The sequence below is a fragment of the Aquibium sp. ELW1220 genome (genome assembly GCF_030398385.1).
In the GTDB taxonomy this organism is placed as follows: Bacteria; Pseudomonadota; Alphaproteobacteria; order Rhizobiales; family Rhizobiaceae; genus Aquibium.
Genome location: NZ_JAOAOQ010000055.1, coordinates 1 through 15,154 on the forward strand (window position 1 = coordinate 1; position 15,154 = coordinate 15,154).

The 15,154-nt window shown below is 67.2% G+C and carries 14 protein-coding genes and 1 tRNA gene; 9 read left to right on the forward strand and 6 right to left on the reverse strand.

Annotated elements, in window-relative coordinates; genetic code table 11:
* Nucleotides 1–252: 252 nt before the first annotated feature.
* The 5 genes from N1F91_RS27960 to N1F91_RS27980 all read right to left on the reverse strand — a co-directional run bounded on the left by N1F91_RS27960 (nucleotide 253) and on the right by N1F91_RS27980 (nucleotide 4,975).
* Nucleotides 253–654, reverse strand: coding sequence for a hypothetical protein (locus tag N1F91_RS27960; protein ID WP_289997011.1), 402 nt, complete (start codon nucleotides 652–654; stop codon nucleotides 253–255).
* Between the two features lie 10 nt (nucleotides 655–664).
* Complete coding sequence (locus N1F91_RS27965) at nucleotides 665–1,513, reverse strand: TIGR02587 family membrane protein (protein ID WP_289997012.1); 849 nt, start codon at nucleotides 1,511–1,513, stop codon at nucleotides 665–667.
* Nucleotides 1,514–1,639: 126 nt separating this feature from the next.
* Nucleotides 1,640–2,629: an ATP-binding protein gene (locus N1F91_RS27970; protein WP_289997013.1), complete on the reverse strand. Its 990-nt coding sequence runs from the start codon at nucleotides 2,627–2,629 to the stop codon at nucleotides 1,640–1,642.
* Between the two features lie 47 nt (nucleotides 2,630–2,676).
* Nucleotides 2,677–3,429, reverse strand: coding sequence for a response regulator transcription factor (locus N1F91_RS27975; RefSeq protein WP_289997014.1), 753 nt, complete (start codon nucleotides 3,427–3,429; stop codon nucleotides 2,677–2,679).
* Nucleotides 3,401–4,975, reverse strand: coding sequence for a DUF4173 domain-containing protein (locus tag N1F91_RS27980; RefSeq protein WP_289997016.1), 1,575 nt, complete (start codon nucleotides 4,973–4,975; stop codon nucleotides 3,401–3,403). Before N1F91_RS27980 ends, N1F91_RS27975 begins: the two co-directional genes overlap by 29 nt.
* Nucleotides 4,976–5,308: 333 nt before the next feature.
* On the opposite strand from N1F91_RS27980, the gene N1F91_RS27985 reads away from it, so the two are divergent.
* Nucleotides 5,309–6,889: a tetratricopeptide repeat protein gene (locus N1F91_RS27985; RefSeq protein WP_289997018.1), complete on the forward strand. Its 1,581-nt coding sequence runs from the start codon at nucleotides 5,309–5,311 to the stop codon at nucleotides 6,887–6,889.
* A 248-nt stretch (nucleotides 6,890–7,137) separates the two neighbouring features.
* Nucleotides 7,138–7,214: transfer RNA gene (locus N1F91_RS27990), tRNA-Pro, on the forward strand.
* Nucleotides 7,215–7,264: 50 nt separating this feature from the next.
* Here N1F91_RS27990 and N1F91_RS27995 read toward each other — a convergent pair.
* The gene (locus N1F91_RS27995; protein WP_289997019.1) at nucleotides 7,265–8,470 is read right to left on the reverse strand and encodes an MFS transporter; all 1,206 of its coding nucleotides are present in this window, start codon (nucleotides 8,468–8,470) and stop codon (nucleotides 7,265–7,267) included.
* Between the two features lie 309 nt (nucleotides 8,471–8,779).
* On the opposite strand from N1F91_RS27995, the gene N1F91_RS28000 reads away from it, so the two are divergent.
* The 7 genes from N1F91_RS28000 (at nucleotide 8,780) to N1F91_RS28030 (ending at nucleotide 15,068) form a co-directional block, all read left to right on the forward strand.
* Nucleotides 8,780–9,283 (forward strand): flavin reductase family protein, encoded by a 504-nt coding sequence (locus N1F91_RS28000; protein WP_289997021.1) that lies wholly within the window; start codon nucleotides 8,780–8,782, stop codon nucleotides 9,281–9,283.
* On the forward strand, nucleotides 9,280–9,774 hold the full coding sequence (locus tag N1F91_RS28005) for a flavin reductase family protein (RefSeq protein ID WP_289997022.1): 495 nt from the start codon (nucleotides 9,280–9,282) through the stop codon (nucleotides 9,772–9,774). Before N1F91_RS28000 ends, N1F91_RS28005 begins: the two co-directional genes overlap by 4 nt.
* 196 nt (nucleotides 9,775–9,970) lie before the next feature.
* Entirely contained in the window at nucleotides 9,971–10,684 is a 714-nt protein-coding gene (locus tag N1F91_RS28010) for a GntR family transcriptional regulator (protein ID WP_289997024.1), read from the forward strand.
* A gap of 440 nt (nucleotides 10,685–11,124) precedes the next feature.
* A complete protein-coding gene (locus N1F91_RS28015) occupies nucleotides 11,125–12,150 on the forward strand; it encodes an ABC transporter substrate-binding protein (protein WP_289997025.1) in 1,026 nt (341 codons plus the stop codon).
* Between the two features lie 88 nt (nucleotides 12,151–12,238).
* Entirely contained in the window at nucleotides 12,239–13,060 is an 822-nt protein-coding gene (locus tag N1F91_RS28020; protein ID WP_289997061.1) for an ABC transporter ATP-binding protein, read from the forward strand.
* Nucleotides 13,057–13,926 (forward strand): ABC transporter permease, encoded by an 870-nt coding sequence (locus tag N1F91_RS28025; RefSeq protein ID WP_289997026.1) that lies wholly within the window; start codon nucleotides 13,057–13,059, stop codon nucleotides 13,924–13,926. The genes N1F91_RS28020 and N1F91_RS28025 overlap by 4 nt, the downstream gene beginning before the upstream one ends.
* Nucleotides 13,927–13,967: 41 nt before the next feature.
* Nucleotides 13,968–15,068, forward strand: coding sequence for an LLM class flavin-dependent oxidoreductase (locus N1F91_RS28030; RefSeq protein WP_289997027.1), 1,101 nt, complete (start codon nucleotides 13,968–13,970; stop codon nucleotides 15,066–15,068).
* The last annotated feature ends 86 nt before the right edge of the window (nucleotides 15,069–15,154 follow it).

The window sequence follows — 15,154 nt, forward strand, 5'->3', positions numbered from 1 at the left end:
CCTCGTCGAGGCCGGAAAACCGAAGCGCCTCGCACTCACAGCCGTCATGCGAAAGATCGTCGTCATCGCAAACGCAAGGCTCGCACAACTCGAAGCGCAACTGACTTGATGAGGACCGTCGGTGGTCTGCACCCTGGAGGGATCGGTAGCCGCCGATGCGTCGCGCTGCATAAGCGAGACGGCGAAGCATCGAGCTCGAAATCCGACGCAGTCGCCGGGCACAAGCCTTCCTGAGGCAGGTCGGTCGCCCGGTCAGGGTTCCGCATAGCCGTGGACCCTCAGCGCGACGTCCCCGGCTTCGACGTCCTGCCCCTCCACGACGAAGGCGCCGCGCCGGATGGCGCGGGCGGCGACGTAGTCGAAACGGATCTCCTTGCGCATGGCGATCGTGCCGCCAGCCGTCACGACGGCCTCCAGGCCGACGTCTGCCGCAGCCGCGTCGCCGTGGTTGGCGACCACCACCATCACCAGTGTCCCGTTCCCCGACCTCTCCAGCCGCTCGATCGTCGCCGCCAGATCGGGCGGCCTGTCTTCGCCGAATGCCGCCTGATAGGCGAGGAACCCGGCGAGGCCGGCAACCAGCAGGGCCGAGAGCATCCCGAAGACCCATTCGATGTTCGGGCGGCGGAACGTGTGATCCCGGTGGTCGGTCATCCGGTGTCTCCTAAAGGATCAGCCTGGCAGCGGCTGCCCCGATCGCCGAGGGGAAGGCGAGCACCACCGCGGCCATCACGATGCCGTCGAGGCTCAGCCCGTCCAGCCGCGCGAAGATCCACAGGAGATAGAGGCTGACCGTCACGGCGATGACGTAGCCTGGGAGCGTCAGGCGCAGGAAAGGGCTCCACCAGGGCTCGTCGGGCGAGACTTCGGACCCGCCGGCAAACCCGACGGCGAAGACGAAGCCATGCATGAGGACGAGCGACAGCACCACCAGGCAGAGTGCATGCCACTCGCTCATCTGGAACGAGATCAGGATCATCTCTTCGGTTGGCGCCACGTTGAAGCCGAGAAACAGCGCGCCGACTCCCATCAGGAACATTTCGCCGCCATAGGTCTCGTCCCGCTTCCGGAGGCTGTCGTCGTCATCGTCAGGCGAACCGGCGCCGAACTGGCTCTTGGCGAGCAGGGCGCCGATCGCCGCGGGCACCATCTGGATGGCGACCTTGCCGACGATCTCGTCCGGAGGCGTCAGGGCCGTCACCGTGCCGAAGAGCGTGAGCAGCACCGTGCACACCACGGCCGACACGCCCAGCGCAATCGCCGTGTCCAGCACGTCGTCGCGCCACCGTCGCGTGTCCTCGAGCCCGATATGGCGCGAGAGCACCACGAGCAGCGGGATGGCGGTCAGGACGAGGACCAGGAGACGGAGCCGGTCGAGATAGAAACCGAGCTGCCACATTTCCATCGTCATCAGCATCGGCAGCGAGAACACGAGCGCGCCACCGGCCGCTCGCGCCGCGTCGCGCCACGCGCGGCCGGAAATATGGGGATCGGTTCGAACCCGGTCTGTCACGAGCCAGTCCTTCTGCAGCCGATGTCAACCGCGACCGGCGGCATCGAGTTCCGGGGCCTTGTCTGAAGCGGTGGTGACGGTGCGGAGGGAGGCAGCGCCTTCAGGCCCGCCGCGCACGCGGCGTGGTCAGGCCGAATGCGGGAGGAATATCCGGAAGCCGACCTGGAAGTCTCCGGACACCGGCCGTTCCAGGCCGATGTCTCCGCCATGGGTCTCGAGCAGTGCGCGCACGATCGCCAGCCCCATGCCTGTCCCGCCCGCCTCGCGGCGCGTCGTGAAGAACGGTTGGAAAATCCGGTCGTCGTTGCTAGCCGAGATGGGCGCGCCGTCGTTCTCGACGATGGCGACCATCCCGTCCGCCGTCGGGCCGGCCGCCACCCGCACTCTCCGTGCGCCGTGCGCCGCCGCATTGTCCGCCAGATGCGACAGCACGAGGAACGCGTCGTCGAAGGGCAATGGCAGGTGTGTCGCCTCGCCGGCCCCCGCGATCTCGACCGACGGGTAGCGCTCCCTGAGCTTCGCAAGAAGACTGGCGAGATTCGACGTGCCGGAGGACCGGGCGGTCTCCACGCGCGCGAGTTCGCGCATCCGCGCCACGAGTGCCGACAGCCGCAGCGCATCCCGCTCGATGTGGGAGAGAAACCTCGCCCGCTCCGACAGGCTCATGTCGTCCCCGGAGTCGCGGATGATCTCGGCGGCTCCGGCGATCGCCGTCAGCGGCGACTTCAGTTCGTGCGACACATGGGCGGTGTAGGTCGCGATGTAGGCGGAGCGTTCCTTGAGGCGGCGGACCATCGCGTCGAAGCTCGCGCCGAGGCGCGCCAGTTCGCGCGTTCCGTAGCGCGTTCGCGCCGGTCGTGCCGCGTCGGACCGGGCGACCTGCTCGCTCCACGCCGCCAGGTCCCTGACGGGCCGGGACACCAGCCGCCAGAGCAGGAACCCCAGCAGGATCGTGGCCCCCGCCACCAGGAGGCCCGCCAGCCCGATGGCGACGATGTTGCGGGCGAGGCTCTCGAGGAGCACGTCCGGCGGACGGGTCGCGATCACCACGGCCGCCATGCCGGCCAGCGGCAGCGTCAGCACCGACAGCAGCACGAGGCCGATCACCATGGCCATCGACGGTCGCCATTTTTCCGGTCGGGCGGAGCGCGGACGCGACACGTTCACGAACGATCGTCCGGGCCCGGCCCGGATGTCCTGGCCTGCGTGTCCGCCACGCAGGGACCCAGCCGGAAGCCGATGCCGTGCAGGGTCTCGATCACGCTCGACGATCCGGCCGCCGCGCATTTCGCACGAATGTTGCGGATGTGGCTGTCGATCGTGCGGCTGGAGACCCGGACACGGCCGTCGTAGGCCGCCGCCATCAGTCGCTCCCGGTCGAAGAGATAGCCCGGCTGTTCCGCCAGTGCGCGGAGGATAGCGAACTCGGTGCCGGTCAGCCCGAGCGGCTGCGACGACAGGCTGGCTGCACGACCCTGGGGATCGATGCGAAGATCGCCCTGGACCAGAACGGTCACCGCATCCCCGTCGGCTGCGACTGCAGTTGCCGTGCCCGCCGCTCGCCGCATGATGACGCCGATCCGTGCGATCAGCTCGCGCGGGCTGAACGGCTTGACCATGTAGTCGTCGCCGCCGATCTCCAGCCCGAGGATGCGGTCGATTTCCTCGTCGCGGGCGGAGAGGAAGATGATCGGCACGCTCGACCGCTGCCGGATCATGCGGCAGACGTCCAGTCCGTCGAGCTCCGGCATCCCGACGTCGAGGACGACGAGATCCGGTGCCTGGCGCTGGAACAGCGCCAGGGCTTCCCTGCCGTCGCGGGCCATGAGGGTCGAGTGCCCGTTCTTCCTCAACGCGAAGTCCAGCACGTCGCGGATATGGGGATCGTCATCGGCGACCAGGATTTTCAGCGGCATGGTCCGGCCTCCTGCTGGATTCGTTCGTGCGCTCAATGTAGCGGCGCAACCGGTGCTCGCGGAAGGTCCAGCCCCGCCAGTCGGGCGATTGATGCGCATGATCCCAGCGGATCTCTCGTGCGCAGTCGGAAAGAGACCGCGCGGCGGCCGGATCGGTAGCCGGCGAGTTCCAGGTTACGAGAGCCTCGGCCGTTCCCCTACGCTCGAGGAAAGCCTCGATGGCGGGCAGGGCGGAACCACCGAGCCTGCAGAGATAGCGACGGTCGAGCGGCGCTCCGGCGCCGGTGAATTCCTTGCTGTGCTCGACATTGTACCTGGCGACGATGGCCGACAGGTCGAGAAGGACGCAGGCATAGAGCGCGACACAGAGCGCAAGCAGGTTCACGCCGACGAGCCATGTGCCCGACTTGGCGAAGACAAGCCGCCATTCGATCAGCATCAGCCCGGATGCGACGAGCCCCATCCAGACGAACGCCGCGACGCGGGCCTCGGTCAGCGCATAGGTCTCGACATAGAGTTCGAGCCGGAGCATGGCCGAGAGCACGAGCACCACGTTCTGCGCGATCCAGGCATGAAGCAGCACGCGGATCGCCGTCCGCGACCCGCTGCGCTCGGGCCTCAGGGCAGCGGGGCCGGCGAGCAGCACAAGTCCCGCCGCCAGCAGGGCCGACAGCACGAGCACATGGGCGGCGCCCTGGGCGTCTTCCGCCGGGCTGACCCCCGGCGGCAGGGCGCTGCCGCCCCAGAGATAGACGGCATCGAGGCCTGTCTGAAGGGCAAAGACCAGGTTCACCACGATCAGCGACCGCAGGACGAGGCTGCTGCCGATCCCGGACGATCCCGTGCGGGCACTGGCAGCCTTGGCGCGCGGACGCTGCCGGAAAGCCGGCACCCGGACGAAGGGGACGGCGGCGAAGGCGACGAGGAGCCAGAACGCATAGCGCGCCGGTTGCAGGTCCGACAGGATCCACCGCAGGTCGAGCAGTCCGATCCAGGACTCGAAGACGGGATTGGCGGATGCGAACATTCTGACGAAGACCAGACCGATCGCCGCCGGGATCACCCAGGCCCCCAGGACGGAAAGGGCCGCCCGCAGACCGGAGACGGAGTGCCGGCGAGGCCGCTGCGAGACCGCGCGCCGCAGGCGGGCCGCCGCATTCCCGGTCAGCAGCACGAAGGCCCTCCTCAGGGCCGTCGGCAAGGCCACGCGCAGGCGACCGGTCACCCCAAGTGCGAACGCCGCAAGCCCGCCGGATCCGAAGCACAGCGCCAGGAAGCCGGTGGTCTCGATGGACGGCAGCAGGCACAGGCCGAGCGTGGCCGTCGCGACGGCCGCTTCACGCCGGTTCGCCCGCAGACGGTTCCCCGCCAGGACCGCGACCGCGACCAGACCAATGAACACGGACAGCGACACGCCCGTCGGCCCGTCGAAGAACAGCCAGTCCGCCGCCGCGGCGAGCGCGATCGGCAGGACCGGTCGCAGCGCGCGAAGGCGGGACGGAAAGGCGCGGTCCGGAAAAATGGCTGGGCTGACGGTGTTCTGCATGGTGACCCCTCGCGGCTGGTTGACGTGCGATGTCGACGACAAGCCACCAGGCTTCCGTCAGCAGACGGCGGGGGATGGGAATGGACAGGTCATCGCGCATTCCTCTGCAGTAGCCCTTGCGGGGGAGGGCATGATGGCGCGTCGGTGCAGGATTTCGGGATTGTCGTGCAGCTTTCGTGCAGGCGGGTTCTCCAGCCGCGATGCCGCGTTCCGTCCCGGCGGAGCGACGCGTTTGCCGGTCCGGCGCCCGTGCGCTTTTCGCATTCGATTCAGCCGACGTTCTGGTAGCTTCCCTCGCATCCGGACGGCAGGTTCTTTGGCGGGGGCAACGGGATGGCGCGGTCGAAGCGGAAGATGGGGCTGCAGCAGGAGGCGGAACCCTCATCGGTGTTGAGGCGGCTTGCCGATCGTCTGTCGCTGCCCGGCCTGGAGAGCTGGTCGAGCAATGTCCGGACGGTCCTGTTCAACCTCTTCTTCCTCATCCTCGTCATCATTCTGGTGCCGCTGCTGATCGGCCAGTTCCGCCGCGACCAGGTGATCATCGAACCGATTGCCGTGCCCGAGGCATTGGCGGCGCGGGGCCTGTCGGCGGATGTGGCGGCGAGCCGGATCTGGGACGGGCTGAGCGACGTGACGCGCGCCGCGCGCACCTCGAAGGAGACGATCGTTGCCCTGCCGGACAATCGCCGGGTGGAATTCTCCTTTCCAGATTCCGGCGTGTCCATCGAATCGCTGGTCTTCCACGTCCGTCGCCTCTTCAACGCCTACGAAACGCGCATCGCCGGCGAGTTCGTGTGCGGCACCGCCGAATGCACGCCGGAAACCGTCAGCCTGCGTCTGCGCGTGGTGCGCGACGGCGTCGACGTCATCGACCTGCCGCCGATGGGGGAGCGGACGGAGCGCGCCTACTTCGCCGATGCCGCATCCGGCATCCTGGCCGTGCTCGACCCCTTCGTGGCGATCGGCGCGGCGGCGGAGACCGAGCCGCTGAAAGCCACCATCCTCGCCCGCCGCCTGATCCGCTCGCACCATGAGGATGCGAAATGGGCCCACAATCTGATCGGCCTGATTCGCTACAATGCGGGCGACGCGACCGCGGCGATGACCGAGTTTCGCGCCGCCATCGCGCTCGACCCCGCTTTCCTGCCCGCCCGCAACAATCTGGGCAATGCGCTCCTGAAGGCCGGCGACCTTGCCGGCGCACGCGCCGAGTTCGAAGCGGTCCGTGCACGCGATGCCGGCAACGTGCATGCGTCCGAAGGCTTTGCGGAACTGGCGCTCGCGGCCGGCGACGCAGCGGCGGCGGTCCGGCACTATCTCGAAGCTGCCGAGCGGGACCCGGTCGATCCGCGCTATTTCACGAAGGCCGGCCGCATCGAACTGGCTGCGGGCCGCACGGCAGAGGGCATCGCCCTCCTGACGCGGGCGCTGGAACTCGACCCCGGCTATCTGTTGGCCTTCGCGGAACTCGCCGCCATGCATCTGGCGAAGGGAGACTATCCGGCTGCCGAGAAGATCTATCGCGACGCCGCCGACTATGCGCCGGGCGACCCGGAGGCACAGATGGCGCATGGCCGCATACTCGCCATCCTCAAGCAGTGGGAGGCCGCGGTGGTGCGGGTGAAGCGTGCCGCCGAACTCGACCCCGGCAATGCCGGCTACCGCCTGCAATGGGCGATCGGCCTGCATCGACTCGGCCGCCTCGAGGAAGCGCTGGCACTGCTCATTGAAGCCGAGAGCCTCGCGCCTGCCGATCCGGACATCCAGATGTCGATCGGCGACGTCTACCGCGATCTCGGCCGGATGCAGCAGGCGGTCGCCGCCTACCGGAAGTTCCTCGAACTCGCCGCCGCGGATGCGGTCATGCGGCCGGTCGCCGAGCGCTTCATCGCCTTGCTGTCCGCCAAGGGTTGAACGCTGTCGAGGACCGGCTTCGCATCGGCCTGCTTCCGGCGCGCGGCCGCAGAGGCGCCGCACAGGCGTCGGCAGTCCTTCGGCCCACGCCGAATGCCGCGGATCGTTCGAAAGCGTTGCGCCCGCTGATCCGGCATGCTAGCCGGTCGGTCGATCGACGACCGCCCCGTGACGATGGGGGCCAAACGGTCGAGGGCCGATGCATCGCTCGCTGAATGCGGCAGGGTCTGCATCGCCTGGACGGCAGACGGAGTGTAGCGCAGTCTGGTAGCGCATCTGGTTTGGGACCAGAGGGTCGCAGGTTCGAATCCTGCCACTCCGACCATCGTTCCCAATGTCTCGGGAAGGCCCGGTTCGGCAACCGAGGATCAGGTCTCAGCGATCGGCAGCCGGAACCATCCGCCACGCCACCGTTGCGAACCATGTGCCGAACGCGGCGAGCAGCAGCGCCGCCGTAACGAACACCGTCCCCGCACCGCTTCCGCCGAGCATCAGCGCGCCGAGCGCGACGCCGAGCGATTGCGACAGGAAGAACAGCGTGGCGAAGACCGAGAAGCCGGTCGCCCGCGCCTCCGGCAGCAACTGGGTGGCGAAGGTCTGCAGCGTGTTGTGCAGCATGTAGGCGCCGAAGCCGATCGCCACCATCAGCACCGGGACGAACCAGATCGCCGGCGCGAGCGGAAACAGGATCATGCCGATTCCGGACGACGCCGCGCCCGTGGCGATGAGCTGCCTTGCCGACAGCGTGCGCATCCGCTGGCGCATGCCGCGGGTAAACAGCATGCCGCCGACCGCGAAGAAGGCGAGCATCAGGCCGATCAGGCCGTAATTGGCCGCGAACCGCTCCTTCAGGTCGATGCCGACGAAGGTGACGGCCGCGTAGACGGTGACCCCTTCCATGAACACCGAGGCCAGGACGACGCGCGACCAGGGGCGCCGGAGCATCGTCGCGATCGCTGCGAGGGGAGGCAGCCGGGTGCCTTGCGCGAGTGGCCGTGCCGTCACCAGCGGATTGAGCCGTGCTTCGCGCATCATCCCGATGCCCGCGCCGCAGTAGACCAGTGCCACGATCACCAGCGCCGCGCGCCAGTCCCAGTATTCGGTGGCCAGCCCGCCGATGATCTGGCCGGTCACCATGCCCAGAATGCCGCCGCTCGCATAGCGCGCCAGGATCGGCTGCCGCTCCTCGAACGGGGCCATGTCGCCGACCCAGGCGAGCGACACGGGAATGATGGCCGAAGCAGCGGCGCCGCACAGCAACCGCGCCGCGGTCAGTTGGCCGAGCGTGGCGGCTGCTGCAGCAAGCAGGCAGGCAAGCGTGCTCGCAAAGCACAGCAGCGTCACCAGCCGGAACTTGCCGAAACGGTCGCCGGCGATGCCGAGCAGGATCTGCATGCCGCCATAGCCGAGCGCATAGGCCGTCACGGTCTGCGCCGCGAGACCGACCGCCACGCCGAATTCGTCGGCGAGCTGGGGCAGCACCGTATCCATCACGCGGACATTCGCCCCGCTGGCGAAGCCGCCGAGGGAGAGCAGGAAGACGGTGCGTTCGCGGGCGCGGACGGAGAGTTCCAGCGACATCGGCGGGCTTTTCCTGAAGGACGCAACGCGACGGTCTTCGCCGCGCAAGCCAAAAATGTCAACAAACATCAAACGAAAATATCAATCGACAGGAAGGATGCCATCTGCCGGAGAATGCGAAGCCGACATCCCCTGCAGCCGGACGCAGGCGCCGATCGCGGATGTGTCCAGGAACTCGCTGGCGAAGGGGATAATCCCATCAAAACAGCGGTTTGATGGACATGTCGTCCAACGCGTGATTTTCCATCTTGCAGTGCACAATGATTCTGGTAGCCTTCATATCAGAAATGTCAGGGACGGTGATCCGAGATGATCGAAGCCGCAGGCGCGTTGCCCGAAATCGATGCCAGGTCGTTCTGGGGTGCCATCGGATGCCGCGCCGTCGGAGCCGCGATCGTCACGACGATCGGCGGTGACGGACCTTCGGGGTTTCTCGGCCTCTCGGCCACGCACCTCACGGCGTCTCCGCCGACGATGATGGTGTCGATCGACCGCAAGACCGGCGCCTGCGCCGACATCCTCGCCTCCGGCGTCTTCGCCATCAACTATCTCGAAAAGGCGGGGCTGCCGATTTTCGAGCGATTCGCCTCGCGCGACGGCCCGAAGGGTGCCGCCCGCTTCGATGGCCTGGCGCTGCGCACCCTGGCCACCGGTGCGCCGGTCCTGCCCGGCATCGCCGGCGTGCTCGACTGCAGGCTCGACGAAGCGATCGAGCGCCACGGCGTCGTCATCGCGATCGGCAGGATCGCGGCTTTCGAAAGCGTCGGTGACGCTCAACCATTGATCCACTACCAGGGACGGGTGATGGCATGAACGAACGGGTCGACCTCTTCAAGCTCGGCATGCGCCGCCTCGCCGCGGGCGTGTCGCTGATCACCACGCGCGACGATGCAGGCATCCGCCATGGCATGATCGCCACCTCCGTGACGTCGGTCTGCCTGACGCCGCCCTCGCTCCTCACCTGCATCAACAAGAGCGCCTCCTGCTACGACGTCCTGCTGTCGTCGGGCGTCTTCTGCGTCAATCTCCTGGCCGAAGGCGACGACACCGTCGCCGCCCGTTTCAGTTCCTCGAAGTTCCGCGAAGTGCGTTTCGCCGAAGGGCAGTGGGGCGAGCTGGAAACGGGCGCACCCGTCTACGAGAACGCGCTGGCCAGCTTCGACTGCCGCGTGACCACCAGCGTGGAGGCGTCCTCGCACACCATCTTCATCGGCGAAGTGGTCGCGGTGCGGCTGCCGGACAGCATGGCCTCGCCGCTGGTCTATCTGGATGGCGCCTATGCGCGCTTTGCGGCGGCCGGCTGAGCGCCCGCCTTTCGCGCCTCCCGCTCCCCGGCCTGTCGCGACTGCGTCGATCGGGCGCTGTCGCGTCGGTTCTCGGGGCTGTTCTTCGTCGGCGTGAAATGTTAAGAGCGGCCTCCAGAGTGCCTGTCCCACGATAGGCCGGCCGGAGTCCGGCACGTCGTGCATGTGTCCGGGCGCAGCATCGGGAGGAAGTACAGTGGTCCGCAAGAAGCCGCAAACCAAAGCAAAGACGCTGCTGCGCAACGACGCCTACGAAGTGATCCTGATGGCGATCGTTGTCGGTGATCTGGAGCCGGGAGCGCGGGTCGACGAAAAGCAGATCATGCGCGATTTCAAGCTCGGCCAGGCGGCCGTGCGCGATGCGCTCTTTCGCCTGTCGCTCGAAGGGCTGGTCGAGCGCCATGCCCGCATCGGCACCCGCATCGGCGATCTGGGCCTGCGCGAACTGCAGGACGTGTTCGAGGCGCGGATCCTTGTCGAGGGCTATGCCGCGGCTCTTGCCGCGCACCGCGCTTCTCCGGACGATCTGGCGGCCATCCGCGCCGCCTATGACGGCTACGAGGAGGTGGTCGAGGCGCGCGACATCCGCGCTCTCGTGGTCATGGACAGGGCCTTCCACCGGGCGCTGGCAGCGGCCAGCAAGAACTCGCAGATCGAGCAGACGGCCATCCGGCTGCACAACAACGCCGCCCGCTTCTGGTGCTTCGGCCTGAAGCGAACGAGCGTCGAGGCCAACAAGCGGCAGATCCGCGAGCATCTCAAGGTGGTGGACGCGATCGAGAAGAGGGATTTCGCCGAGATCGACCGCCTGCTGCGCGGCGTGCTCGGCCATTTCCCGGACAGTCGCTTCCTCATGTTCGACCCGCTGCGGCCGGGCGAGCGCCCCGACGTGCCGGAGGCTGCCGAGTAGCGCTGCTGCTCGGAGAGGGCTGCACCCTTCCATTTCTGTCGAGGCCGCCAGGTTCGCCTGGCGGCCTTTTTCATGCGGCCTGCGCACCCCTCCTTTCGTCAATGGGCTCCATCGCCTGTTGCGGATCAGGGTCGGGATGCTGCGCCCAAAAACCGGGCAGATTTCCCGGATGCCGTAACTTTGAACACACTTCTCCTTCGCGAGATGAAAAATTTTCGCGCTACTGGACATTGCAGCGCAGCATGGCGGCGCTCGGCGGTGCGTTCTCGATGTGCATGCGGAGGAGGATCGTTACTTTGAAAATACATGAAAGCGGCGCGGTGACGTGCCCGTCCGTCTTGCCTCTGCATGTGCCGCAGTGCAGCATTTCCCATTGACAGCCCCGGTGAAACCGTCTTCAAATTTGCACAACAAGAATATTTGAAAACAGGGGTACTGAAATGTCAGATCGCAGGAACGCGAGGAGCGTCCTTGGCTCGGTCGCCGTGGCGCTCGTCACGACCACGAGCGCCTACGCCCTCGACGAGGTTTCGATGGGCACGGGCTGGCTGGCCCAGGCCGAGCATGGCGGCTTCTACCAGGCCGTCGCCGATGGCACCTACGAGAAGCACGGGCTCAAGGTGACCATCCTGATGGGCGGCCCGCAGTCGCCCAACCGCGCGCGGCTCATCGCCGGCCAGGTCCAGTTCATCCAGGGCTCGACGCTTGGCGCCCTCGACGCGGTGGCCAACGAAATCCCCACCACCACGGTCGCCGCGATCTTCCAGAAGGATCCGCAGGCGCTGCTGGCGCACCCCGGGGTCGGCATCGATACCATCGCCGATCTCGCCAAGTTGGAGACGATCTTTCTTGGCGGCGACGGCTACGACACCTTTTTCCGCTGGCTGAAGGCCACCTATCCGGGCTTCAGGGACAGCCAGTACAAGCCCTACACCTACAACCCGGCGCCGTTCATCGCCGATCCGGCGTCCGGCCAGCAGGCCTACATCACGTCCGAGCCGCTCAACATCAAGAAGCAGGCCGGCTGGGACCCGCAGGCCTTCCTGCTCGCCGACTACGGCTATACCGGCTACGCGACCACGATCGAGACGCAGGTCGACCTCGTCGAGAACAAGCCCGATCTCGTCAAGCGCTTCGTCGAGGCGTCGATCATCGGCTGGTACAACTACCTCTACGGCGACAACGCGGCCGCCAACGAGCTGATCAAGACGGACAATCCGGAGATGACGGACGAGCAGATCGAATATTCGATCGCTCAGATGAAGAAGTACGAGATCGTGCTGGCCGCCGACGCCAAGGAAAAGGGCATCGGCTGCATGACCGACGAGCGCTACGCCGGCTTCTACAAGGCGATGGTCGACGCGGGCGTCCTCGACGGAACGCTCGACCTGTCGAAGGCCTACACGACCCAGTTCGTCTGCAAGGGCGTCGGCATGGACCTCTACAAGGACATGGCCGCCAACTGACGTTCGACCAGGGGGCGGCGCCGACGCGGCGCCCCCGCGGACAGTTCGAGGGGTGCAGATGCTTCAGCGATACAGCGCGAGCCAGGACATGGCCGCCGATCCTTCCGATCCGACGGGTGCCGGTCGCTCGGACCGTCCGATCGTCGCGATGCGCGACGTCGGCAAGGTCTTCGCCAACGGCACGATCGCGCTGTCGGGCATGTCGCTCGATGTCCGCCCGGGCGAGTTCGTCAGCCTGCTCGGACCGTCCGGCTGCGGCAAGTCGACGGCGCTGCGCCTCGTCGCCGGACTCGGCGGCGCCAGTGTGGGCCAGATCGAATGGCCGACCTCGAGCTACACCCATGCCGGCGAGCCCGAACGCGAGATCAGCTTCGTCTTCCAGGAGCCGACGCTGATGCCCTGGGCGACCGTGTTCCGCAACGTCTGGCTGCCGCTCCGGCTGAAGGGCGTCTCGCGCCGCGCCGCAACCGAGCGGGTCATGGATGCGCTGGGCATGGTCGGGCTCGACAAGTTCGCCGAGCACTATCCGCGCGAACTGTCGGGCGGCATGAAGATGCGCGTCTCCATCGCCCGCGCCCTGGTCACCCGGCCGAAGGTGATGCTCATGGACGAGCCCTTCGCCGCGCTCGACGAGATCACCCGCCAGAAGCTCAACGACGACATCCTGCGCCTCTGGGGCGACCAGGGCTGGACGGTCATCTTCGTCACGCATTCGGTCTTCGAGGCGGTCTACCTGTCCAGCCGCATCGTGGTGATGGCAGCCCGCCCGGGCCGCGTCATCGCCGACCTGCCCAACACGCTCGCCTATCCCCGCAGCGGGGATGTCCGCACGACAGCCGACTTCGCCGCAGCCAGCCGCGAGGTGTCGGATGTCCTGCACCAGTCGATGGACGTGGACGCACACCGATGAGCAGCATCTCCATGGAAACCGCCGGGCATACCGCCGCGCCCCTGGCCGCGACCGCGGCACCCGAAAGCCCGCTGCGCGCGATACTCCAGCGCGTCCTGCATGTCGTCATCCCACTCGCCACCCTCGTCGTCGTGCTCCTGATCTGGCAGTGGTACGTCACCGCCTACAAGGTTCCGCGCTACATCCTGCCGGGACCGATGGAAGTGATCCGCGCCTTCATCGCCGACCACCAGATGCTCTTCTCGGCGCTCTGGGTAACGCTCTCCATCACCTTCTCGGCGCTGGCGCTGGCGCTCGGGGGAGGGGTCCTCGTCGCCGTCGCCTTCGCGCAGTCGCCCTGGCTGGAGCGCATCTTCTACCCCTATGCCGTGGTGCTGCAGGTCACTCCGATCGTCGCCATCGCGCCGCTGCTGATCATCTACGCTCCGTCGACGCACGCCGTCCTGCTGATGTGCGCCTTCCTGGTCGCCTTCTTCCCCATCCTGTCGAACATGACGCAGGGGCTGAAGAGCACCGACCACAATCTCCTCAACCTCTTCGACATCTACAACGCCACCGCCTGGCAGCGGCTGCGCTACGTCAAGCTGCCCGGCGCGCTGCCCTATTTCGCCACGGGCCTGAGGATCGGCGGCGGACTGGCGCTGATCGGGTCGGTCGTGGCCGAATTCACCGCAGGCTCGGCCGGCACCGAATCGGGGCTCGCCTTCCGCATCCTCGAGGCCGGGCGGCGCCTCAACGTGCCGCGGCTCTTTGCGGCGCTGCTGCTCATCACCGCCACCGGCGTGACCATCTTCTTTCTCACCAGCTTCATCTCCCACCTTCTCCTGCGGCGCTGGCACGAGAGCGCGCTCACCCGCGAGAACTGAGATGACGCGCAACGCTCCATCGCCCACAGGAGGCCATCCCCATGCGCAAGGTTGAACTCGGCGTCTTCATGCCGGTCGGAAGCAACGGCTTCCTCATGTCGAAGCGCACGCCGCGCTATCACCCGACCTTCGAACTCCATCACCAGATCGCCCAGGTCGCCGAGGACATCGGCCTCGACTACCTGTTCTGGATGGGCAAGTGGATGGGCTTCGGCGGCGAATCCGGCTTCTGGAAGAACACCATCGAACCGATGTCGGTCGCCAGTTCGCTGGCCCCGCTGACCAAGCGGCTGAAACTCTTCGCCACCGTCAACCCGCTGCTCTTCCACCCCGCCGTGGCGGCCAAGATCATCACCACCATCGACAACATCTCCGGCGGCCGCTTCGGCATCAACGTCGTCACCGGCAACACGCTGGAGGAGCTGGAGCAGATGGGCGTGGTGCCCGAGGGCTATGGCGACTACCGCTACGAATATGCCGACGAGTGGATCCGCGTCATGAAGATGCTGTGGAGCCAGGACCGCAGCACCTTCGACGGCCGCTTCTTCAAGCTCGCCGACTGCGTGTCCGATCCGAAGCCGATCCGCAAGCCGTACCCATATCTGGTCAGTGCCGGTCTGTCGGCGGAGGGCCTGTCCTTCGCCGCCAAGCACTCCGACTACCAGTTCGTCGGCCTGCGCCCGGCGGACGTCGAGCGCACCCGCGCGGCGGCCGCCGCCGAAGGCCGCTCCATCAAGGTGGTCACCTCCATGCTCCTCCTGCATGGCGAGACCGACCAGGCCGCCGAACGTGAATTCGAGCTGATCCGCGAGGACCTCGACACCGAGGCGCTCGACAACCTGATCGCCTCCTTCGAGCGCGACAACCGCGACAGTTACAAGGACCGGACGTCCTACCTGCGCCAGCCGAACACGGTCGGCTTCGGTTCCGGCCATCCCGTCATCGGCGCGCCCGACACCATGGCCGAGAAGCTGGCGCAGCTGATCGTCGAGACCGGCATCGACGGCATCCAGTTCACCTGCGTCGACTTCGTGAAGGACCTGAAGCTGTTCGGCGCCGTCGTGCTGCCGAAGCTGAAGGCCATTCTCGCCAGGCACGACATCGTCGTGGCCGACGCGCCCGCCGCAAGGGTCGCCGCCTGACGTTTCCCGGCCCGGCCCACGGGCCGGGTTTCCACATTCGCCCATCCGCACGGTCGCCCCCGGCGCCCGACGAGCTTCCTGTTGCC

Bases quoted from the DNA above. Each gene is read 5' to 3' on its own strand.
- N1F91_RS28000 (WP_289997021.1), top strand. From the start codon at position 8,780: ATGATCGAAGCCGCAGGCGCGTTGCCCGAAATCGATGCCAGGTCGTTC.
- N1F91_RS28025 (WP_289997026.1), top strand. From the start codon at position 13,057: ATGAGCAGCATCTCCATGGAAACCGCCGGGCATACCGCCGCGCCCCTG.
- N1F91_RS28030 (WP_289997027.1), top strand. From the start codon at position 13,968: ATGCGCAAGGTTGAACTCGGCGTCTTCATGCCGGTCGGAAGCAACGGC.
- N1F91_RS28015 (WP_289997025.1), top strand. From the start codon at position 11,125: ATGTCAGATCGCAGGAACGCGAGGAGCGTCCTTGGCTCGGTCGCCGTG.
- N1F91_RS27980 (WP_289997016.1), bottom strand. From the start codon at position 4,975: ATGCAGAACACCGTCAGCCCAGCCATTTTTCCGGACCGCGCCTTTCCG.
- N1F91_RS27995 (WP_289997019.1), bottom strand. From the start codon at position 8,470: ATGTCGCTGGAACTCTCCGTCCGCGCCCGCGAACGCACCGTCTTCCTG.
- N1F91_RS28005 (WP_289997022.1), top strand. From the start codon at position 9,280: ATGAACGAACGGGTCGACCTCTTCAAGCTCGGCATGCGCCGCCTCGCC.
- N1F91_RS27970 (WP_289997013.1), bottom strand. From the start codon at position 2,629: ATGGCCATGGTGATCGGCCTCGTGCTGCTGTCGGTGCTGACGCTGCCG.
- N1F91_RS28020 (WP_289997061.1), top strand. From the start codon at position 12,239: ATGGCCGCCGATCCTTCCGATCCGACGGGTGCCGGTCGCTCGGACCGT.
- N1F91_RS27985 (WP_289997018.1), top strand. From the start codon at position 5,309: ATGGCGCGGTCGAAGCGGAAGATGGGGCTGCAGCAGGAGGCGGAACCC.
- N1F91_RS27960 (WP_289997011.1), bottom strand. From the start codon at position 654: ATGACCGACCACCGGGATCACACGTTCCGCCGCCCGAACATCGAATGG.
- N1F91_RS27975 (WP_289997014.1), bottom strand. From the start codon at position 3,429: ATGCCGCTGAAAATCCTGGTCGCCGATGACGATCCCCATATCCGCGAC.